This is a genomic window from Hoylesella enoeca JCM 12259 (assembly GCF_000613405.1).
Classification (GTDB): Bacteria; Bacteroidota; Bacteroidia; order Bacteroidales; family Bacteroidaceae; genus Prevotella; species Prevotella enoeca.
Genome location: NZ_BAIX01000008.1, coordinates 39,774 through 62,012 on the forward strand (window position 1 = coordinate 39,774; position 22,239 = coordinate 62,012).

General features: G+C 46.9%; 16 protein-coding genes and 4 pseudogenes. 9 read left to right on the forward strand and 11 right to left on the reverse strand.

What is annotated here, in order from left to right:
- Positions 1-101 precede the first annotated feature (101 nt).
- From JCM12259_RS17830 to JCM12259_RS04325, 8 genes and pseudogenes are all read left to right on the forward strand, one after another.
- The gene (locus tag JCM12259_RS17830) at positions 102-1,505 is read left to right on the forward strand and encodes a TonB-dependent receptor domain-containing protein (RefSeq protein ID WP_234396541.1); all 1,404 of its coding nucleotides are present in this window, start codon (positions 102-104) and stop codon (positions 1,503-1,505) included.
- Between the two features lie 100 nt (positions 1,506-1,605).
- Complete coding sequence (locus JCM12259_RS04295; protein ID WP_023983535.1) at positions 1,606-3,045, forward strand: leucine-rich repeat domain-containing protein; 1,440 nt, start codon at positions 1,606-1,608, stop codon at positions 3,043-3,045.
- 51 nt (positions 3,046-3,096) lie between these two features.
- Positions 3,097-3,585, forward strand: coding sequence for a hypothetical protein (locus tag JCM12259_RS04300; RefSeq protein WP_023983534.1), 489 nt, complete (start codon positions 3,097-3,099; stop codon positions 3,583-3,585).
- 30 nt (positions 3,586-3,615) lie between these two features.
- Positions 3,616-4,251 carry a DUF4903 family protein gene (locus JCM12259_RS04305; RefSeq protein ID WP_374188303.1) on the forward strand — a complete coding sequence of 212 codons (636 nt, stop codon included), beginning with the start codon at positions 3,616-3,618 and terminating at the stop codon, positions 4,249-4,251.
- 235 nt (positions 4,252-4,486) lie between these two features.
- Positions 4,487-6,544 (forward strand): TonB-dependent receptor plug domain-containing protein, encoded by a 2,058-nt coding sequence (locus tag JCM12259_RS04310; RefSeq protein ID WP_025065552.1) that lies wholly within the window; start codon positions 4,487-4,489, stop codon positions 6,542-6,544.
- Between the two features lie 5 nt (positions 6,545-6,549).
- On the forward strand, positions 6,550-7,257 hold the full coding sequence (locus JCM12259_RS04315) for an HmuY family protein (protein WP_025065553.1): 708 nt from the start codon (positions 6,550-6,552) through the stop codon (positions 7,255-7,257).
- Between the two features lie 50 nt (positions 7,258-7,307).
- Positions 7,308-8,179, forward strand: a pseudogene (locus JCM12259_RS13765) (hypothetical protein).
- A 17-nt stretch (positions 8,180-8,196) separates the two neighbouring features.
- A complete protein-coding gene (locus JCM12259_RS04325) occupies positions 8,197-9,657 on the forward strand; it encodes a PepSY-associated TM helix domain-containing protein (protein ID WP_021825756.1) in 1,461 nt (486 codons plus the stop codon).
- A 25-nt stretch (positions 9,658-9,682) separates the two neighbouring features.
- On the opposite strand, the gene JCM12259_RS04330 is transcribed toward JCM12259_RS04325, so the two are convergent.
- The 4 genes from JCM12259_RS04330 to JCM12259_RS04345 all read right to left on the reverse strand — a co-directional run bounded on the left by JCM12259_RS04330 (position 9,683) and on the right by JCM12259_RS04345 (position 11,406).
- Positions 9,683-10,108 carry a plasmid mobilization protein gene (locus JCM12259_RS04330; protein ID WP_021825675.1) on the reverse strand — a complete coding sequence of 142 codons (426 nt, stop codon included), beginning with the start codon at positions 10,106-10,108 and terminating at the stop codon, positions 9,683-9,685.
- 209 nt (positions 10,109-10,317) lie between these two features.
- Complete coding sequence (locus tag JCM12259_RS04335; protein WP_023983531.1) at positions 10,318-10,827, reverse strand: DUF3408 domain-containing protein; 510 nt, start codon at positions 10,825-10,827, stop codon at positions 10,318-10,320.
- Positions 10,815-11,129 (reverse strand): helix-turn-helix domain-containing protein, encoded by a 315-nt coding sequence (locus JCM12259_RS04340; protein ID WP_021825736.1) that lies wholly within the window; start codon positions 11,127-11,129, stop codon positions 10,815-10,817. The genes JCM12259_RS04335 and JCM12259_RS04340 overlap by 13 nt, the downstream gene beginning before the upstream one ends.
- A 7-nt stretch (positions 11,130-11,136) precedes the next feature.
- Positions 11,137-11,406 (reverse strand): helix-turn-helix domain-containing protein, encoded by a 270-nt coding sequence (locus JCM12259_RS04345; protein ID WP_023983530.1) that lies wholly within the window; start codon positions 11,404-11,406, stop codon positions 11,137-11,139.
- Positions 11,407-11,935: 529 nt separating this feature from the next.
- Between JCM12259_RS04345 and JCM12259_RS16910 the strand changes: the two genes are divergently transcribed.
- Positions 11,936-12,091: a hypothetical protein gene (locus JCM12259_RS16910; RefSeq protein ID WP_172792998.1), complete on the forward strand. Its 156-nt coding sequence runs from the start codon at positions 11,936-11,938 to the stop codon at positions 12,089-12,091.
- A 77-nt stretch (positions 12,092-12,168) separates the two neighbouring features.
- Here JCM12259_RS16910 and JCM12259_RS13770 read toward each other — a convergent pair.
- The 7 genes and pseudogenes from JCM12259_RS13770 to JCM12259_RS13785 form a co-directional block, all read right to left on the reverse strand.
- Positions 12,169-12,653 (reverse strand): annotated as a pseudogene (locus JCM12259_RS13770) (DUF1896 domain-containing protein).
- Between the two features lie 53 nt (positions 12,654-12,706).
- Positions 12,707-13,989, reverse strand: a pseudogene (locus JCM12259_RS13775) (site-specific integrase).
- 12 nt (positions 13,990-14,001) lie between these two features.
- Positions 14,002-15,255, reverse strand: a complete 1,254-nt coding sequence (locus JCM12259_RS04360; protein WP_025065554.1) for a site-specific integrase — start codon at positions 15,253-15,255, stop codon at positions 14,002-14,004.
- Positions 15,256-15,512: 257 nt separating this feature from the next.
- Complete coding sequence (locus JCM12259_RS13780) at positions 15,513-19,028, reverse strand: helicase-like domain-containing protein (RefSeq protein WP_441294691.1); 3,516 nt, start codon at positions 19,026-19,028, stop codon at positions 15,513-15,515.
- A complete protein-coding gene (locus JCM12259_RS17835) occupies positions 18,920-19,765 on the reverse strand; it encodes an N-6 DNA methylase (RefSeq protein WP_441294692.1) in 846 nt (281 codons plus the stop codon). Before JCM12259_RS17835 ends, JCM12259_RS13780 begins: the two co-directional genes overlap by 109 nt.
- The gene (locus JCM12259_RS17840) at positions 19,738-20,043 is read right to left on the reverse strand and encodes a hypothetical protein (protein ID WP_441294693.1); all 306 of its coding nucleotides are present in this window, start codon (positions 20,041-20,043) and stop codon (positions 19,738-19,740) included. The genes JCM12259_RS17835 and JCM12259_RS17840 overlap by 28 nt, the downstream gene beginning before the upstream one ends.
- A gap of 106 nt (positions 20,044-20,149) precedes the next feature.
- Positions 20,150-22,233, reverse strand: a pseudogene (locus JCM12259_RS13785) (type IA DNA topoisomerase).
- Between the last annotated feature and the right edge of the window lie 6 nt (positions 22,234-22,239).

Below are 22,239 nucleotides of genomic sequence, written 5' to 3' on the forward strand. Positions count from 1 at the left end.
CCTCGGGAACGCTGCGAAATAACACAAAAAGCAATGGAAAGAATTACCATGTATCTGCCGACCTCACACGGCGGATTGGCAAGGCAGGGGCATCATTTACCGTGAAGGCGACACTTGGCGGTAACTCGAATGAAACGAATAATACCAGCCTCTCACTGACGAAATTCCACCACCTGCGCAACGCTGTGGGCGGAGATTCACTACTATTGCGCAATCTTTGCCAACAACTGCCCACCCTGCGCAACGAAAGCAGAATATCATTGCAATATACCCATCCTTTTGGCAAACAGTTGAAATTGCAGACAGGGTACGGACTGAATCACGAAGAGGATAGAAACACAAGCGACACTTACGACTATACTATACCGAATAGACCATACATAGATAGCCTAAGTTATGAGAACACACTATCTATATGTGGGCAGGAACTCACCCTGCGAATGGATTATAAGGGTAAGCAATGGAAGATAAACGGTGGTATTGATGTAGAATGGCAACGCAGGAATATCTGCCGGCAACACAATTCGGAAACAGTGGACTATACAGTCAAGGCTACGGAATACAAACCCAAGTTCGGCGCAAAGTGGAACAACGGAAAAATAGAAGTTGAACTGCGTTATAACGGAAACACACAACAGCCTTCCATACAGGCTTTGCTGACACTTGATGACAAGAGCAACCCGCTGTTCGTGAAGATAGGCAATCCGCAGTTGAAGCCAGCCTATCAACAACAACTGTCCATCAGATTAAATGAGAGAAAATGTGGTATTACCTTTATGGGCAATTACCACAACTCGTTCAATGATTTCGCAGAGGAAGTAACGTATGACTCAAATACTGGCGCACGGACATACAGAACTGTCAATATCAACGGAAATTATTCTGTGGACGGGATGCTGCAATGGCAGAAACAAGTGAAGCGTCTGATGCTCTCTGGTACTATGAGAACTTCTTTTAAAAACCACGTCTATCTCTTTCACGAACAAACGTACGGTAATGCTTTGAAGAGCAAGACACATACAACGGGTAATGAGGTTAGCCTACGATTGAACTACCAGCCGAAATGGGGGAATATTGACCTACACGCCAGTTGGCAACCCTACCGTTCCAACAACTTACTGACAAACACCCATGTAAATACCATTGACTACGACTGTGGCATCAGCGGCACAGTAGAACTTCCCCACGACATTGAAATATGGGGCGATGCAAATTGTCATCTGCGCCGAGGAACCTATTCAACCACAGATGATGACCAGTGGCTATTGAACGTGGGAGCATCGTGGCGTTTTCTCAGGAAGAAACAAGCCACGCTCTCATTCAAATGGAACGACATTCTGAATAGGCGAAGGGACCTCAACCGTTCCGTTTCAGGTTACGGGTATCACGAGAGTTTCCGACCGCAGATACATAGTTATGCCCTCGTATCGCTGCGATACCGTTTTAGCCTTACCAAAAGTAAAACAGATAAAAATTCTCACAAACAGCAAAATCCTAATAAATAAGGATTGCAAAAACAAAAATAAAATCATAAAAAATAGGTATTGTGAAATCCAAACAAGGCTCCTACCTTTGTAACTCAAAACAATTAATTTATTATCGAAAATGAAAATAGTAAAGAATTTAACATTACCAGTATTGGTATTCCTTGTGATGGGACTTGCCTCATGTAGCAGTGATGATAATACAGTTCATTACAGCACAAACTCCCTTAAAAATACAGAATTGATGACTGTGTTGAAATCGAAAGGTTATCAGTTCGACAAAGACGGGAAGCTGGAACTCAACGAATTAGCAAACAACACCACATCGCTTGACCTTAGTGGTACAAACCTGAAGGATCTCAGCGGTCTTGATATTCTCCCCAATCTGAAAGACGTAAAACTCTCCAATAACGGGTATGGACCTGTTTTCGACTTCGCCCAACTACCTACACAGATTACTGGAGTGGATTTGACCGGCAATGACATTTACGAATTTAAGGGACTGGCAAATACCGACAAGGTAGAGGCTACAGGATACGAGGCTACCGACATTAAACGCCACTTTGAAAAGTTGTATCTTCCTGAGGGAGCAAAATACGATCAGGATCAGATTGTAGCTTTTTATAAAAAGTCGGAGATGGACAAGAAAGCCGTTGATATGAAAATGGCAGATGCAAATGGAAAGTTGAACACATATAACACCTTGCGTAATGTGCCTGATGCCATAGTCAGAAAACAATTATATGATCTTTTCTCACAATTATTTGTCATTACAGAAAATAAGGATACACTTATTGATGTGAGCAGACGAATGACCTCACCCGAGCAAAGCAACAATTCTATTGCTATTTTTGAAGGAAAAAATGCTGACGGTTTCCAATATGTTCTACACAACAAGAGTTTCAAAGGAACAATATTAGGTGTCACTTCAGAAGAATATACAAAAGTTCCTTATCTGAAAATGCCTAAACAAATATCATTTTTCCAGTTAGAGCATCTTGACTTGCTTAACGGCATAGATATGTCTGCAAATACCGATCTGTTTCATGGGCACATGTACACTTGTCGCTCTATCAAGAAAATGGACATGAGCCATTCTACCAAATTGGGACAACGCAGCATACCATTGGAGATGACAGATATGGATGTATCGTGGGTGGAAATCAAAGACTGTCCGGATCTTGAGGAAATCATGTTTCCTAAGAAGGCGTACATCATGAACAATATGACTTTCTGCTATTTGCCCAAATTAAAGAAGCTGGATCTTTCGCAATTTGAGTCTTTTTGGAGATGTGATTTATATGAATTAAAAAATGTGCAGATTATCTACCCAACTATGAAATATAGTGTTTATATGGGTAAAAAAACACAGGAACGCCATTCTGGGTTGGGTATAGATCAGGATATTTTCGATCGTCAGGAAACAAAAGACTTTATCAAGAATAATATAAAATATATAGACAATAATAGTTTTGCTGTTGAAGGACAGTATATGCCACATCCTTGGGAACGTCATGAGGACGTGAGATGGATGGATATATGGAAAAAGAATCCATGGTAATAATGCCATGTATTATTTATAAACTTTTTTTACTTTAAAAATTCATTTGGTATGAAACGATTAATGTTTTCATTGCTCGTACTTCTTATGGCGAGCTTCGTGGGTGTTAACGCTCAAGTAATTAACAATGAAGTCCAGTTTAAGGGTTCTGCAACAAACGTGTATATGGGAGGTAAACATGTGAGAGACATGAACGACTTAACTTTCACGGTTGCTCCTACGGAGGACGGCAGATGTTGCCTTAGTGGACATGCCGCCTTTCTTGCAGCAGGAATCACCTATCATGACATGGACTTTACACTTAAAAAAGTAGTATTTGATGTTTTGCAACCGAATGGTGCAATCAGCAATGCGTCGGGATATGCACATATTTATATCCAACTGTTCAGAAAATTTACAGTGTTGAGTAAAGATTTCAATGTAACCAGCCTCACGGGAAATGTTACCGACAACAACCTGACATTCCATATAGAGGCTATCATCCCAGACTACAAGGGTGGTTATGTCATCAGCTTTGATTTCACTGGAAATAAAATCTAACATTGAGTAGTGGCAACAAGTAAGAAACATTTGATCCTTTACTTAGTATTTATAGTTTGTTCAATCTTTGCCTCCTGCTCGGGAGACGAAAGGATTGAACAAACCCCTGTTGATACAGAATACGCAGCCAAGGTAAAGGAGATATTGAAAGATAGCATAGTCTTGCGTTCCAAGGCTATGATGGCAACCGTGGACAAAACATTGCTACCCGAAGGATGTCCTTTGAAATATTATTTTCACTGGAACGAAGGTTCTGACAAGCCTCTGAACATTCAGTTGAAGAACTTCTCTGTGGGTAAAATGCCTGTTCAGATTTGGTTTAACATCGATTGCAAACTTACTCGTCTTAACTCATGGGAGAGAGATGAATACAAGGGAGATGGCTGGGTGAAATTTATTGGCGAATACGGTGCAACTACCTATATGCCAAACAAGAATGATACCCAACACGAATATGAGAATGGCGACGGAGGCAGCGGCTATGTGCAGGGCTACCTGAACGTGAACACCAAGCAGATAGAGTTCTCCACCAACTTCAATGTCATGTTGATGCAGAGTTATGTTTACTTACAGACAATCGACTATTCAAAGATGGACACTTTCGAGGAAGATTTCGCTAAATTTGAAGAAGATTTGGAGAAATACAAGCAAGCACATGGATTGTAAAGAGCGAAAATATCGAGTAACTTTTCGCCAGATGAACACAATCATCTCTTATGCCTCCTACATTATTATATAGATAGGTATAGAAAGCTATGCTTTTTCCCGTAAAGAGCATAGCTTTCGCTTATATGAAGGTGTTGGTCGGCGGTTTGTTGATTTGAGAATAAAAAAGGAAACAAGAGTGAAAATAGCAATAACATATATATCGTCAGTCCTCCTGCTGTCATGCTTAGGCACGATGCCCGCCTTGGCACAGGAGAAGCCGACGGAAAAGGCGGACACTACGAAAACAAGAAACTTGGAGGGTATCGTGGTAATGGGTTCACGCACGGCTCGACCGGTGAAGCTGTCGCCCATCACCACGCGGGTGCTTAGCGGAAAGGGAATGGTGGAAAGCGGATACAGCGACTTTCAGCAAGCCCTGCAGCACGAGACGCCCGGACTGAGCATACAGAAAGTAAACTTTGGCAGCGAGATCAACCTTGACGGTCTCGATGCACGTCATGTGCTCTTCCTCACCGACGGTGAGCGAATGACAGGCGACATGGCAGGCAACCTTGACTACGAGCGTTTCAACCTGCACGCCATCGACCGCGTGGAGATTGTGAAAGGAGCAAGTAGCACACTCTACGGCAGTCGTGCCTCGGGAGCCGTCATCAACATCATCACCAAGAAGACCAGCGAGCCTTTCGCTTTCGACGCTGGCGTTCGCTGGGGGCAGATGAACGAACGCAACTTCAGGAATCCCAAGAAGAAGGATTTTATCTATATGTTCGAGAAGAATGCCGACCGTCCGAATCTGCAAGGATGGCTGTCAGCAGGATTCAAGAAAGGTGCGTTCACCTCGCAGAGCGATGTATGGTACAGTGAAAGCGATGCTTTCTATCTGTATCAGGCGGAAAACGACCGCAAGGTATATACGAAGGAAGCCAATCCATTCTTGGAAAAGGACATCGTGCTGGAAAGCAGTTTTCCACGTCCGCCCATGGGCATAGAGGGACGCGAACACATAATCGCCTCACAGAAGCTCTATTTCGAGCCGTCAAAGCATTTCAAGGCGCAAGCATACGGCTCGGTGTTCTTCATCAACCAATATGACTTGGTGCAGGATCTCGTGCTGACACAGGGACGAGACTATACATGGGGGGTAAAGGCGAGCTACGCGCTGAAAGACTGGCTGACGATTACGGCAAGTGTTCACGGTGATTATTACGACCGCTTCAAGCGGCATGAGCGGCGCGATGAGCGCAAGCCCGTGTACCACTCGCGCATCTTCCAGCCACGACTGACACTCAGCAGCAACTACTTTGCCGGTCATGCACTCGTCATGGGACTGGAATACTGCGGAGACCGACTGACGAGCGACCGCTTCGTCAATCACAAGATGACATCGCGCACGCTGGAGGAGACCGAGTTCTATGTGCAGGACGACTGGACGGTGAACAACCATTGGATGTTCTCGGGCGGCGTGAGAACAAACTTCTCGGAGGCTTTCGGATTCATGTATATGCCTAAGATTGCGGCAAAGTATTCGCCCGACGGCTATTGGGCTATACGTGCCAACTACTCGATGGGCTACCGTTCGCCAAGCATCAAGGAATTGTTCTTCAACTGGGATCACCTCGGTATGTTCATGATTAAGGGCAACGAATTCCTGAAACCAGAGAAGAACAACTACGTCTCGGCAGGCGTGGAATACAGCAACCGTCATTTCTTCTTCAACAGCACGCTTTACGGCAACTTCTACCGCAAGAAGATAGAGGGCGTATGGCGCATCTACGACATGCAGTACAATTTCGAGTACGTTAACCTCGACCGCCAGACGATAGCAGGCGTTGACTTGCTGGGACGCTGGACGCCGACCGACTGGCTCACGCTGAACGCTAGCTACTCGTATGTATATGTGAGCAAGGAGAAAGGACTGCGCATCAACACCACGTCACCCCATGCGGCTACGGCAGGCGTGAAGTACAGTTACAAGAACAAGAGGAACTACCGGCTCGATGCCTACTTCAATGCGCAGATCATGGGCGAGAAGCAATACGACGTACAGGACCGCGTGTATGTGGAAAAAGACGGCAGGTCTTACGATGCCTATTTCCGCTGCACGCTGCCCACCTACACCCTGTGCAACCTGAACGTGGCTCAGACTTTCCGTGAGAAAATCCGCTTGTCGGTAGGCGTGGACAACATCTTCAACTACAAGCCACGGACGTTGGGTTCGGGACTTACCGCCTTTAGCGTTCCAGCCACGGCCGGGGCAAGAGCATACATACAATTGGAATTCAAAATATGATGAATATGAAAGCAAGAATATTTCCTATCCTCGCATTGGCTTGCCTGTCGCTGTCCTCATGTCTTTCGTATGACGCCGACGAGTTCACTGGCAGAATTATGCCGAGGGTGGCAAGCTACACCTCCGGCGTGACCAACGACTGGATCTACTTCAACCTGCGCACGGGCGAGGTGTTCAACCGCACCGCTCCCAATCAGGAGATAAAGGAGGGCGAACAGAAGAACCGTCTTGACTGGGACATCGCCTTTTGCGGCTACCACGTCCGCACCAACAGCGGTACGAGCGGCAACGGCAAGGGCGGTGCCATCGACTTAGGGTATGGTGACTATGACCGCTGGCAGCATATAGACCAGCTTCCCAAAGGGCAGGGCTGGGTCGTGGACGACGACAAGACCGTGAAGATTACCTACTCGCAGTCAGACTGGTTTCGCTATGTGAACACGCACGGACTAGACCCGAAGGAAAATCCATGGTTCGACCCAAACAACGGGCCGCAGCGCACGCTTACAAGTGCCAACCCCCTGTTGGAAAGAAACATGTTTCTCTCTGGTCCGCCGATGACCTACACGCCGTCGTACCATGTTTATGCAGTGCGTACCGCCGACGGAAAACATTATTTCAAATTACAGATTATCAGTTGGTATAACCAGCATACCGAGATAGACGATACGGGCGGCCAGATGAGCTACTACTGCGACGAGCTGAAGCAATGAGTTTCAACTCGCATAAGCGTCGATGAATTTTAAACGATAAAATAAGAATGATGAAAGAAAAAAGCAAACTTTATCCATGGCGCACCATCGCCTCGTTCCTTTTGGTGCTTTTTGCCATGCCCTTGGGTCATGCGCTGATGATATTGATGGAGAAGTTTATGGACGAGGGCGCCATGCATGTAGCAGGGTTTGCGATGGGTTTCGTGGGGCTTGTCCTCGTTATCGTCGGCGTGTTTGTGAAGGGCGACACCCGACAAACGCTGTGGGGACTCTTCGGTGGACTGCTTTTCTGGACGGGTTGGGTGGAGTTCCTCTTCCTGTATTATGCCCGACGTTATGGCGTACCGCCTGAGATAGAGAATGGCGTGGTGGTGACGAAGCCCGAATACCTTATCATGCCTGCCTCGTTTGGCTTGTGGATGATGGTGATGACCATGTATGTGTTCAGCACAAAGAACGGCTGCGACCTGATTACATGGATACAAAAGGTATGTTTCCGAAGCAAGCGCAAGGTTGTGGTGGTGCAACCCATGACGCGCCACACGAGCATCGTCACGTTCATGGAACTGAACATGATTCTTTGGGCAATGTACTTGCTGCTCATGTTCTGCTACGACAAGACTTTCCTCGGTGATCATCACCCTGTGACGTTTCTTGTGGGAGTGGGGTGTCTCGTCGGGTCTATCTTCATGTTTCGCCACCAATTGCACATCGCTGCATGGGGTGCGAATATACGAATGCTATCGCCACCGTCATCATCTTTTGGACACCTGTGGAAATATTGGGAAGGATGAACTTCTTCCAAGAGTTTTGGGTAGAGCCAGAGAAACACGTGTGGCAAATGCTTGTCATCCTCATGGCTTTTATTTTGTTGGGTGTTTATCTTTGGTTGAAGAGTAGGCTACGAAAGAGAACCAAATAAAGGGAAAAGGGTATCGAATGAAGAAATCAACATGGAGACAACACCATAAATGGTTAGGAATAGTCTTAGCCCCATTTATCATACTCTTTTGTTTCTCAGGAATTGTTCTCAATCATGCTGGCTTGTTAGCAGATGTAAACATAAGCCGAAAACTTCTGCCAGCGGAGTATCGGTATGACCGGTGGAACAAAGGGTTGCTTCGTGGAACGATGAAGTGGAATTGCAAGACGTTGATATATGGCAATTCAGGTATATGGTTAAAAGAGGAAAGCAACGGCACGATAAGAGATTTTAACAGGGGCTTGCCCAATGGTGCCGACCACAGAAGTATCCGTGGCGTAGTTTCTATGCCAAACGGATTCCTATATGCCATAAGCCAGTATAATCTATATTGCTTGAACGAGTGCGGCGCTTGGATGAGGATTGACTTGCCCAATGATGAGCATGAACGGCTAAGCGACATTACGCAGAAAAACGATTCGCTCATCATTACCGGGCGCTCACACATCTATCTTTCTCATGTTCCTTATCATACTTTTCAAAAAATCACGTTAAAGAAAGGTGGCAATGACAAAGGCAAAGTTTCGCTATTCCGTACAACATGGCTTCTTCATGGGGGCGGACTGTTTGGAATTGTAGGCAAACTCTTTGTCGATTTAGTGGGGCTTATCCTCTTGTTCCTATCCATATCAGGCATATACTATTCCTTTGCACCTCGCCCGCATTCATCATTCGGTGCACGAATTAAAAGCTGGCTGATTAAATGGCACAACCAAATAGGCTGGGCATCCATATTCTTCTTGTTGCTGCTTACCATTACGGGATGGATGCTACGCCCACCTGCACTCATAGCCATCGCTTCAGCCAAAATCCCTCCGATACCTTTTTCCGCAATGGATAGCGATAACCCGTGGAACGATTGCCTACGCTCACTACGGTATGATGATGACAAGGAGGACTGGCTGCTATGCACTTCCGACGGTTTCTACTCTCTCCGCCATTTGAGCGACACACCGCAAAAAGAGCAAGTGCAACCACCCGTGAGCGTTATGGGCATCAATGTTGAGCAAAAAGACAGTCGGCACAAATGGCTGATTGGCTCGTTCAGCGGTCTGTATGTATGGGACAGACCCCACGAGGAAGTTACCGATTACTTCACCCACCACGCACCCCAGCCTACAAGCGAAATGCCTATCAGTAGCCATCCTATATCAGGTTTTTCATCAGATATAGAAGATGCAGAGCTTGTCGTAGATTACAACAAAGGTTGTCCCCGCCTTTCCATGCCCAATATCATGGCAACGTTACCCATGTCGCTACGCAATGTTTGCATAGAAGTTCACACAGGGCGCATCTTTACATTCTTGGGTAAAACTTCTATATTATACATTTTTCTCATGGGAATTGCTTGCGTTTGGTGTCTCTGGAGTGGCTGGAAGATACATAGAAGAAACCCTAAAATCTTCAACCTTAATTGAGTTTACAAATCTTTCATTTGAAATATTACGATATACGATAATCCTCTGTCAACTCAACTGCCTGCTGTTGGAGGCGTGTAACCTCGTTTGTAAGATTGATAAGTTCCTTCAACAATGCCTGCACGCTTTTGGCTGCCGTATAGCAGTGCAAAAGTTTGACCACCTGATTGTAGTTTACTCCTATTCTGTGAATTTCCGCAGTAAGCTCGGACAACTTGCGATTATATTCCACTGCGGACTTGTCCACCATAATCACTTTGAAGTGTTCTCCGAGAATGCGGGCACGCACAAAGTCAGATTTGCTTACCGCACCCGATTTATTGTACAGGTCAATGGCACGTAGCTGGTCTTTCACATCGGGCATACGGGTGTCCCATCTGTCCCAACGGGGAACTTCTTCTATATTTCTATGTCCGTAACGGTTCTTATTAGCTATTTCTAATTTGGGCATAATTGTATTGTTATGTTTGTTTTCTAATCACGACTTTGGAGTGATTTAATCCCCTTTCGGGGCAAGGGTCTTTGTGGGACAAATGGCAGTTTGTCGGACAAAGACACACCTTGCTGATGTAGAAAATGGGATTATAAGCCCCTGCTGTGTTACTGCATTCATTGAATACAGTAACTCGGCGTAGGCTTGCATTCGAGGAATGCAGTAATTCAGAGTTTCCTCCATCTTTCCACATCTTCCTTGTATTGGTCGAGGTGTTCCCGCAGTACCTGTTCGACATATCCCGAAACGCTCGCTCCATGCTCACCGATTCTCCGCACCACGAAGTCTAACTTTCGTTGGATTTCCTCTGATACATACACGGCTTTGCGGTGGCTGTTGCGAAAGGGCTGGAGATATTTCCCCTGAAACTCGGATAATTGCTTTCTGTCCTTTGTTTTTCCCATTCTTTGATGAAATTCTTCGGTAGAAGTAGCCCTTTCTGTTGGCGACAACGCTGTTTCTTGATAGGACGGTTGAGAAAAATCCTCGTTACTCTCCTTGTCATTTTGTTCCTCAACTTTATCAACAGGCTCAAACCTTCTCTTTTCCTCTTCATAATCGGAGGGCTGGTCAAAATCGGGTAACTCTTCGGGCTTGCGGAGCTTAACGCCATAATTTCCCATATCTCTAATGGCTTGTTCCAAGCGTTGTTTCCTTTTTTCATCTATTCTTGCCATAATTTCTTGGGTATCGGGTTATAGTGTTTTTCAAGCATGGCTTGTATGTCGCTCTGCTTGTAGAGTATCTTCCCTCCGATTTTGTAGAAAGGAAGCGTTCCTGAGTTTCTGTACTCTTGGAGCGTGCGTGTGCTGAGCCGTAATTGCCTGCACACTTCCTCGCTCGAAAGGTAAACCTCGCCATCTAACATCGGACGAGCTGTGGCACAATACCGCTCCAACTTCTTCAAAGTGCCTTCCATCAGTTGTGAAAACAACTGCATCTGAGGGTCTTCCCGCGTAATGATTTCATTCTCTGCCATAATTCATTCATTTTTTGACTTCATTCAGCATTTCGCTGATGTCGGTCTGTTTGTAATAACACTTGTGTCCAATCATTGAGAAAGGGATTTTCCCCGTATCTCGGTATGATTGCAGGGTACGCTTGCTGATACCCAAACGCTTGCACACGGCTTCGTTGTTGAGCCATTGCTCGGTCTCGGGAGGATTGCCGATGAGTTTTTTCACTCGGTGGATAAAGTCTGCAAACTCGGAGCGGTGTCGCTCCCACACTTTGCGGTCGATGATAATGAGTTTCATTGCCTTAATTTTGTTTTGATTACGTTATTGTTACTCGGCAAACGAGCTGTTACGCTGCCCGTTGCCGTACTTATCGGGTGCAAAAGTAAGTGGTCAAGAGCATCGCTACAAGGGATGAGGAAAAGCAGGGAAATGTCAGGAAAACAAGAGAAAAGACCACGAGGAAATCCCTCAGCGTTATTGCGGTAATGAGATGAGGTGCCAGTTCTTTCCTTTTATTGCATATTTGTTGGTCTATCGACAGTTCGATAGTTCGACAAATCGAGATGTCGAACTATCAATAGTTTGTTTTGACGATAGTTTGTTTTGACGATAGTTTGTTTTGACGATAGTTTGTTTTGACAACAGATAGTCTTGACAACAGATAGTCTTGACAACAAATTGTTATGACAACAAATTGTTATGACAACAAATTGTACAGACAATAAGTTGTACAAAAAATGGCTTGTCATATAATAAGATTGTTAAGACAATCGTTAGTTCTAACTATTGTTTCTACAATTCGCTTTTGCGTCCAAAGAGCCTGAGTATGCCGTATTCTTGTCGTGCCTATCTCTCTACGGCAGCCTTGCCCTGCAAGGTTGGGAGAGATGAATACGACCGCACGGATATTGAGAATTGTAGTACTGCCTTGAAAAAGAAAAATCCTGCGGTGGAGATTCTTCTCTTCATCCACAGGACTTGACCTTTCAGGGCAGACAGGCTGCCGTTGTACCTTTGCACGATAAGAAACGGCATCAGGAACTTTGCGTGCGCCTTTGCCTACAACGCCTTCGGGCTTGCTTCCTCCGTCTGTTTGACCGTTGGCAGGTTGTTGCTCTCGATGAGCAGCACTATTGTGCCTGTCAGTTCGGTGTAAAGACGGTCGTATTGTCCGCTTGCGGCAAATGCGTCCGTCAGTTCATACCCAGCGAATGTGGCTTGAACAGCCTTGTTCGCCAACAATAAAAGCGAAAGCCTCTCGGGGAGCGGTGCAGGAAGTTCCCTCTCAAACTCGTCCTCCAAGACAGAAACAAGGGTATCGTACTTTGAGAAATGCAGTCCACTGAAAAGCACTTCACTTGCTATTCTTTCTGCTTCTAAATGATTAAAACCTTGCGCCACGGCATCGCAGTAGGCGGTCAGTGCCATATCGGCTCTTGCCGTGATAAACTCCTTGTCTCCCAATCGCTCGGGTGATGTTCACTCATATAGCTTTCCAACTTCAATCGGAAGAAGGAAACTTCCTTTTTGTTCTTCTGTTTCATTGTTCTTCTTGTTAAAAAGTTAGACTTCTTTTTTGATTCATTCATTACGGCTGTTACAGCCCAATTATGGGACTTGACTTTTTCGGTGTTCTTGACGGACACAGCCGTAAGGCTTTACGCAGTACCTTGTATGCTCACTACCCATCAGGGGTTGCATTTCCTTGGCAATCTTGCTCTTGGTCACCCGTGCATAAATCTCGGTCGTGGAGATAAAGCGATGCCCCAGCATCTTGCTCACCGTCTCTATCGGAAGTCCGTTCTCCAGACAGATGGTCGTGGCAAAGGTGTGCCGTGCGGTGTGTGAGGTCGCTTGGGTATGCGGTGGCAGTCCTGCCTTAATACATATCTCCTGAATAGTTCTATTGAAATTACTGTTGCTGGGAAACTCTCGAAAGAAAAGCCCCTCCCTTCGTTCGTGGCTCACAATGGCGAGTATTTTCTCGGCAACGGGCAGCAACGGGACAATACTTCTGTTCTGTGTCTTTGTTCGACAGAGCGATATGTACCTACGCCCATCCCCGAATGTATAAACATCGTCCATTCGGAGTTTCTTTAAGTCTGAGAATGCCAGCCCCGTGAAACAGCCCAAGAGGAAAATAAGTCTGCAATGGTTGTCTGTCGAGCGGTGCGGACGGTAAGCCAAGAGTTTTTGCAGGTCGTCCGCCGTAAGTGCATTGCGCTCGTAGGTAGGCGTTTCTATGTCTATGAGTTCAAAAGGGTCTTCACGAACGTATCGCTCCTGCAATGCCTTGCGAATGACCTGATGCAAGTGGCGTAGGCGGTTGCCGACACTGCTTTCCTTGTTTCCCAAGTCCCGAAGCATGAAAAGGCGATAATCCTCAAGCAAAGTCTTGTCCATCTCTGTGGGCATACAGTCTGCCCTTTCCCTTACTTGCAGGAAATGAACAAAACTCTTGTAGCTGTCCTTAAAAGCCCTGACGGTTGCCTTGCTTAAGGTTCTGCCCTGCAATTCCTCCTTGTATTCACAAACGGATTGATATAACTCCGTAAGTGTTGGCATGGGGCGACTTTGCTGCATATAACGCTCCTTGAGGTATTCCGCCGTGATATAGTTTTCTTCCCTTAATGTACGTTCATAGAGTGAATGCAAGCACTCTTCTATTGAGTTCAGTTGCAGATTGATGCCGCTTGAATTACCTGTTGTCGCCTTGATGCACCCTTTTCGGGCAAGCCACTCGTCGGGGGAAGTTTGCAACTGCGTGGAAAACGATGAGGACGTTCCGTTACAGGTGATACGGCAACGGATTACGCATAGTCCGTCTTCATTGGTCTTGCTTCTATCTATGTAGAATAGTATGGCAAATGTACTTTTCATTGTTCTGCGGTTTTAGTTGGTCAGTTGATAATGTGCGAGTTGTGGAAGTATTTTCTCTATGTCCAGAAAGACACGCTCGGGAGAAGTCTCCGCATACACTTGCGTGGTTTTGATTTGACTGTGTCCGAGCATTTTGGAAACGCTCTCAATGGACACGCCTTCCGACAGTGTCATCTGCGATGCAAAGGTATGCCGTGCCATGTGATAGGTCAGCGTTTTCTGAATACCGCAAAGCCGTGCTATCTTTTTGAGGTGTATGTTTACCGTGTCGCATCCGGGTATGGGCAGCAGATACCCCTTGGGCGGTTCGTGTCGGAAAGCCCTCGTGTGAATACCCCGATAACGCTTGATAATGGCAGCGGCTTCGGGAAGTAGGGGGATGTGGCACACGTTGCCCGTCTTCACTCTCGGCTTGCATATCCAAGTCATTCCCGCTTCGTGAAAGACGTGCTGCTCCGTCAAGTGATACACGTCGGTATAGGAAAGCCCCGTCAGGCAGGAGAAAAGGAACATATCCCTCGACACTTTTTCATAGCCTTGCAATTTATCTTCTCCCAAGGCTGCGATACGACCTACCTCTTCCCTTGTGATGTAACGTGGAGTGCCCACTTCCCAACGAATGGAATGGTTGATGAAGGGATAGGTGTCAATGATGTGCCGTTTATGCAGGTCTTTGAGCAAGGAAGCCAGCATGGAGAGATAACCAGCCGAAGTGTTGAGCTTGAATCCCTTTTCTTTGGCGAAGTAGTCCTCCAAGTCTTTGATGAGGACTGTGTCCACTTTCTGTACGGGAATATCCTCCACATGATAACGATACCTGACGAAGTTTGCCAGATGCTTGCGGAAAAGCAGCAGGCATTTTAGTCTGCGTTCGCTGCGGTCTATGCCCACACGCTCACGGAAGCGGTCGATATACTCGTCCGTATGATAAAGCAGTCCTTGTGACTCACTGTTCAGTCCGAATACAAGCTCCCGTACTCGCTCTGCCGTGATGGGAGCATCGGATTTACCCGAAAGAGACTCATAAACCTTGTGTATACTCACCTGAAGGCGGTCAAGTTCCTTGTTTACCGATACGGCTTCGGCACTCTTGCCCAGCAGTCGGTTCTTGCGACTGTCCCACAAACGAGGAGTACACGAGCATTTGCAACTGAACTGTACCATAGAGCTTCCTGCGCTGATGCGTCCCATGATGGGACTTTTTCCGTTTTTGTCCTGCGTACCTCTCTTGAGGTAGAAAAGCAGCTTGAATTTTTCTTTTTCCATTGTTTTTTACTTGCAAAATTACACTTCTTTGAGGAACTTTGAGTGGTGCAAAACATTGATAATGAAAGAGAAAACGCCGTTTTAGTTACCACTTTCAGCCGTCCTTTTCCTTTCATCGTTTTTCGAACGATTTGGTAACTGAACTCCCTCCTTTTCGCTCCCTTTTCTGCCTGTTTTCTATGATGCAACCCTAAGAAGAAACAAGCAATATCCGCTGTATTTCAGTCAGATATGAATTTTATGCCATATTCTGCTTTCTACTCCCATACTTCCGCATAGAACGAGGCAACTTCCGGCACTTTGATGAATGTTCTGAAGCGTTCCTTCTGAATAATCTCATTCGTGATGGAAAACTCATAGTCGGTTGATTTCTTGGCAAAGACCGCCGCCCACGCGTCAAAGCTGTTGATACCCTGCCTTTCCAATGCCTGTGGGCGCAGGTACTTAAACAGAAGGTACAATTCTGTCAGTGAGTTGCTGATGGTCGTTCCCGAAAGGAAGGTTGCCCCCAGATCCTTGCCCGACCGCTCCTGTATAGTGCGAATGGCAAAGAGCATATTGAGCGCACGCTGTGAGCCGTCAGGATTGCCCAATCCCGACACTCTATCGTGGCGGGTGTTGAACATCAAGTTCTTGAATTGATGGCTCTCATCTACAAAGAGATGGTCAATGCCCATCATCTTAAAGTCCACAGCATCGTCCTTGCGCTCGGCTATGCTGTCTTGAATACCCTGTAACTTCGCCTCCAAGGTCTGCTTGCGTTTCTCCAATCCTTTGAGCATGGCACGGGAAATGTCTGCTCCTTGTTGGCGCAATACTTCAAGGTTTTCTTCTACAGAGTCTTTCTCCTTTTGTAAGATAGCCTCTTGTATTTCTAAGGCTTGGGGTATCATACCGAACTGCTCATGCGTTAAGATAATACAATCCCAATCGTTGTTCTTGATGTCGTTGAATATACGCTGGCGGTTCTGCTTGTTAAAATCGTTCTTGCCCGGATAGAGAACCTTGGCATTGGGGTAAGCCTTGCGGAAGGTGTCTGCAATGTCGAAAACATTCGCCTTCAGTCCGATAATCATCGGCTTGTTCGCCAATCCCAAGCGTTTCATCTCGTATGCTGCCGTACACATGATAAGCGTCTTGCCCGCTCCCACCTCGTGGTCGCAGATACCACCGCCGTTGGTCTTGAGCATCCATACGGCATTCTTCTGGCTTTTATATAGGTCGGTTATGCCCAACCGTTTCAAGTCAAGGTCGGGAAAAGTCTGATGCGTGCCGTCAAAGTTTGGTCGCACAAAGCAATTGAAAAGGCGGTTGTAACGGTCGGATAACTGCTCCTTGAACGTGTCGGGCGTACGTCCGAGCCAATCTACAAAGCCCTGTCTGATTTCCTCAATCTTGGCATTCGCCATCTGGATGGCATGTCCGTCCCTTACTTTAATGGTCTTCCTCTCTCCCGTAACCTTGTCCGTCACTTCCTTACTCTTGTTGATGTCGGGAATGGTATTGTGCAGGGCGTGCTTGAGGAGATTGATGCCATCATAACGGCGGAACTCCCCCTGTACGGCATACTTGTGCCAGATATTGGCATTCTTTCGGTCGCAGACAATGCTGTACTCGTCCATGTTGGAATGGTAGGATACGCTAATATCCGTCCCGAAAAACTCCGAGGCAAACCTACCATAGACTTTAGCAGGTATCCAGCGTTCACCGAGATTGAAGTCCAAATCAGCAAAGGGAATGGGCGTTGGCGTGGCGGCACGCAGGGCAGTCAGACTCTGTTTCGCTTCCTCATGCTCTGGATGCTCCAAGAGCCACGACTCGATACGCTCCGCCTTTTCAATCACATTGCCTGAAATGAACTTGTCGGCTACCTCATAGCCGTCCTCTTCGGGATTAAAGAAGATGCGTCCTTCCAAGGCGGAAAGCATATCACTCTCTTCCATATCGGGAAGCAGGGAGCTCATATAATCAAGTTCCACCGTACCGTACTTGTTGAGTGATGCGCCCAATGCCTCCATCGGGTCTGCGGCAATGGAAAGCTCGGAGGTGGAGAAAGCCGTCGGATGGTCGAAGATGTCCGCCTTGATGTATTTGCCGTTCTCGGAGCGTTCCAAAAACAGCATTTCCACTCCGGTGGCATCCATCTTGATGATATCGGTGTTTCCCTTCTGGTTAAAGTACCCCCAACGACCTACATAGCCGTCATAAAGCCGGTTGAGTTTCTCACGCTCTTCCTTGTCCTCCGCTTGGTTGTTCGCCTCATAATCATAGAGTCGGTGATAACTTTCTCTAATCTCAATGTATGCTTTCAGCCGTGAGAGCTGGGCAAAGGGCAGGTCCATCGGATTGAAGGTAGGATGCCGTTTCAAGTCAGAGAGAAAACCGACCTGTCCTTTCTGCACGACAATAGAGCCGTCCCTCAGATGAGAGTCGGGCGATGAGAGAAAGGGACGCGGTGAAGCGTCAAACTCTTTCTTGACTTCTGCTATGGGCTGTGGCTTACGAGGCTCGGCTTCCTCCATAAAGTCAAAGAGCGAGGGCTCTCTGACGGGAGTCGATGCAGTTTTCTTGTTTCTGCGGGGACTGGTGGGTGTACTTCTTGTCGGTTTAGGTTGCCTGCTCGCAGAAAGCGGTTGGTTATCGCTGACCTTCTTTTGTTGAGCAGCCTCTTTGATTTCATTATTTACACGGGTTACATCTTGTGTCCAAAGACTATACTCTTCCGGGGCAAACAAGAGCTGCTCCGTTGCTTCGGTCTCTATGGTGCTATCCATAATCGGATGATGGTCTTCATCAAAGAATACCGTCTGTCCGTTCATTTCACGTGGGGCTTCCACGTCCGTGCGAATTTCATGACTTGCCTGCTCATATTGTCTTTGAAGGGTGATTACGGGGACACCTTCGGGAGCAGGTTCATTTTCAGGCTCTATTGTTGGAAGTACCTGTGCAGCTTGTGCTTCTTTTTTTGTCTCTGCTTCGTCTTTTGCTTCATCTCCCACTATCTTATTACCTTCTTCGATATTCTCTTGGGGTTGAGTGTCTTCCTGCACGGGTCTCAGAACTTCCTGACGGCTTTCATCCTTGACTTCCTCAATGATGGGTTCTTTGGTGTATTGTCCTCTGACAATCTCTTCCAGCTCCGCAATCTCGTGCAATTTTGTGGGTTTGAAGTATAAGTCCCGCTCAATACCCAAGCCTTTGACCTTTACTTCCTCCATTTCTTTAAGGGACATATACCCAAGTTCCCAGCCATAGCCCATCGTTACGGCACCAAAACCGATGCGTTCTTTGGGGTCGTATTCCAACATATATGCGGTATAGGCTCCCATAGGAAAGAAATAGCGAGCGTATGCCGTGCGGTCGCCAATGAGCCGTTTTTCCGTTGCATAGAGCTTGGGAAGTTGCTTCTTGGTGCTGTCGGGCATCAAATTGTAGGCATTTTCTTCTTCTTTTTCATCTTCCTTGTCCTCTTTCTTTTCCTCCTTATCCTTGATTTCCTGTTCTTGAGGTATTCCTTCCGTTTTTATGTTTTCTTGCACTTTCTGCACCATTTTGTCCACGTGTACCTGCCATTCCTCCCCGTTCATGGGTATGCCAGTTTCATAGAGTTTACGATCGAAACGCTGCTCCACTTCCAAAGAGAGTTGTGTACGCAGGCTGTCAGTCATATCCTCGATACTGCCGTCAAACGTATATTCCCAAGCGGGCTTGCCGTAAGGGTCTGTACCATCGTGCGCTCTGTGGCAATCGTGCGGTGGGAAATATCCTTCCATTCGCCCTCGAAGAGGGAGTTATGGTTGAACGCAATAGAAAAGCCATCGCCTTTGGGAACAGAGGCAGTTTGTACAAACTGCTGCTCAATGCCCTCACCAATTTCTTTGCCCGACTGCTTTTGCAGGACAATGAGGTCGCTGCCCACATCCGTACCCGCATTCTCGGAGAACATACCCGAAGGCAAACGGATAGCGGAGATAAGTCGGCTGTTCTGCATGAGGTAACGGCGGATGGCTTCATTCTTGGGGCTGTCCAATACGCCCTGCGAGGTAATAAATGCAAGAAGTCCGCCCTCTTTGATAGTGTCCAGCCCTTTCACAAAGAAATAATTGTGAATGGTTCTGGTGGATTCCCGTTTAAGGATATTCTCTCCCTTGCTATAATCACGGTCATAAACCATAAAGTCGCCAAATGGGATGTTGCTGGTGATAAGGTCGTACTTGTCCTTGTCTTCCAATTCACCGATAGCTTCAAAGGGTTCTTGCCGAACAAAGATATTATCCTTACCATAAGGATGGAGGGCTTGTGTGATGCGTGCCGTCAGCAGGTCTTTTTCAATAGCATCGACCATACCGGCACTTTTGGCAAAGGTTTCGGTAAAGGCTCCCATACCTGCGGAAGGGTCCAGGCATCGTCTTACTTGCACATCGGTGGAACTTAGGGCATCGGCAATGGCGGAGACGATACGGGTGTCGGTATAGAAAGAGGTCAGTACGCTTGCTTGATGCTCTCCCAATAGCGTTTAGCGGTATTGGCATCGACGGCATCACGGTAAATCATCTGTTTGAGTCTTTGGGTAGGCTTGAACAGGTTTTGCTCCGATGCACTCCAATAACGAAGGTCATCGGGATTATCACAACGGTTTAAGACGCATTTCAGACCACCGAAACCTTGATAACCTCTAAGCAAGACTTTTTCGGCATCGGTGGCTTCACGACGTTCTTTTTCTAATCGAAGGACCACACGGATGGCTTCCGTGTTGCCCTCCAAGACTGCTTTCTTATTGTATGCCATAGTTGTTCTTTTTTATGGAGCGGAAAAATAGTCGGGAGATAATTTCAGTCATATAGAAATTTTCCTATCTTCCGACTAATTTATTTTAGCTCCGAGTCTGTAATAACTATCTCCCTCGTGCTTTTCCTTTCTTTCCTTCAAACTCAAAGGCGGTGGCGTGGTCTTCGCCCAGAACAAGACGTGCGTTGAACTTTTTGCCAGCCTTACTCGTCAATCCTTTGAGAATGGGCGTTCGCCCGGTGATTATCAAATCACGGATATTGTCTTCGGAAAGGAACGTGCCGCAGATTTCACGGAAGATGTGGAAGTCGCAGCCTTCGTGCCTGCATTTGGCAATCTTGGCATAGATGCCCACACTTTCGTTGCCACATTTGGGGCAGCGGTAAGTAGGATATGATTTCTGCATCGGTGGAGCAAGGGCGAGGAGTTCCTCGCAAATAGTCTCCACGTAGGAGTTGATTCCTTGCGCGAATTTCTCGGGCGGCATCTGTCCTGCTTCGATGGCGGCAAGGGTCAGTTCCCAACTTCCTGTCATCTCCGCATTGGCAATTCGTTTGTCTTTGACAATCTCATAGACTGCCAAGCCTTTTTCAGTAGGGACAATCGCTTTCTTTTCTCTACGGATATATTCACGCAAGATGAGTGTTTCGATGATATTGGCACGAGTGGCTGGTGTACCGATGCCGCACTCTGCCATTGCTCTTTTACTTTCTGCATCTGATACCTCTTTCCCTGCGTTTTCCATAGCAGAAAGCAAAGTCGCTTCTGTATAGAGCGGTTTGGGCTTGGTCTTGTGCACAGTAATTTCTGAAGAAAGCAGTGGTAACACCTCGTTTTCTATTAGATTGGGCAATACGGATAAAGTCTGTTCTTCGTCCTCCTTGCCTTTTTCATCGTTCGTGCCAGTACTATGCTGTACGGCTTTCCAGCCCAAAGAAATATTTCGGCACGCCTTCCAAATGAAGGTGTTTGTACCATCCGTAAGTTCCACCTGCATCCGCTCTTCCTCTGAGTCGGGAGAGAAGGTTTCGATGAAACGATGGACTACCATTTGGTAGATAGTTGTTTCATCTGCCGATAGTCCCGATGGAGTTTCACCTGTAGGGATGATAGCATGGTGGTCGGTTACCTTGTCGTTGTCCACAGAGTGGCGGTTAAGTGAGAAAGATAATCCTTGTCCTATCTTGCCAAGCAAGACGGTACTTCCTCGAAAACGTCTTCGCTAATGTATCGGCTACCGGTGCGGGGATAGGTCGTGATTTTCTTCTCATAGAGGCTTTGTGCTATTGAGAGGGTCTTGTCTGCTGAAAAGCCGTACTTTCTATTGGCTTCCTTTTGTAAAGAAGTAAGGTCGAACAAGAGGGGTGGCGACGTATGTCCTACCTTTCTTGCGACCGAAGTCACGGTAAGCTGGCTCTGTTCGCGAAGCATGGCGAGAGCGGACTGTGCATCGGCTTCATTCTCGAAAGCACTGCTGCTCACGGCTTTCAGCGATATGCCCTCTTTCTCTGCTGCGATGGAGAGTTTCCAATAAGGAACGGAAGAAAAATCACGATTCTCTATGTACCGACGGCAGACCATAGCGAGTGTCGGGGTCTGTACCCGCCCCAAAGAGTAACCGCCTTTGCGAGCGATGGACAGGGCACGGCTGGCATTGATGCCCACAAGCCAGTCGGCTTCGCTTCTTGCCTTGGCGGAGTGATAGAGATTGTCATACGCGCCTCCTGCCTTGAGATGGGCAAGTCCCTCACGAATGGCTTTGTCTGTAAGCGAGGAAATCCAAAGTCTTTCAAAAGGCTTATGGCAGTTCAAATGGTGATAGATATAGCGGAAGATGAGTTCACCTTCTCGCCCTGCATCGGTGGCTACGATGATGCGGTCGGCTCTGTCGAAACAACCTCGAATAGCTTTGAGCTGTTTGAGTGCTGCGGGGTCTGACGTGTACTCCTTATCCTTGCGCACTTGTCGCACGATAAGCTGGAAAGGATTGGGACGAATGGGCAGGTCTTCGGCTTTATAGGCAGCAAAACCGTAGGCTTCGGGCATGGCAAGGGTGATGAGATGTCCCATCGCCCATGTTACCACATAACCGCTACCTTCTAAAAATCCGTCTTGCCTATTGTTTGCTCCTACAATACGGGCTATATCTCTGGCGACCGAGGGCTTCTCGGCAATAATACAAGTAATCATATTCGG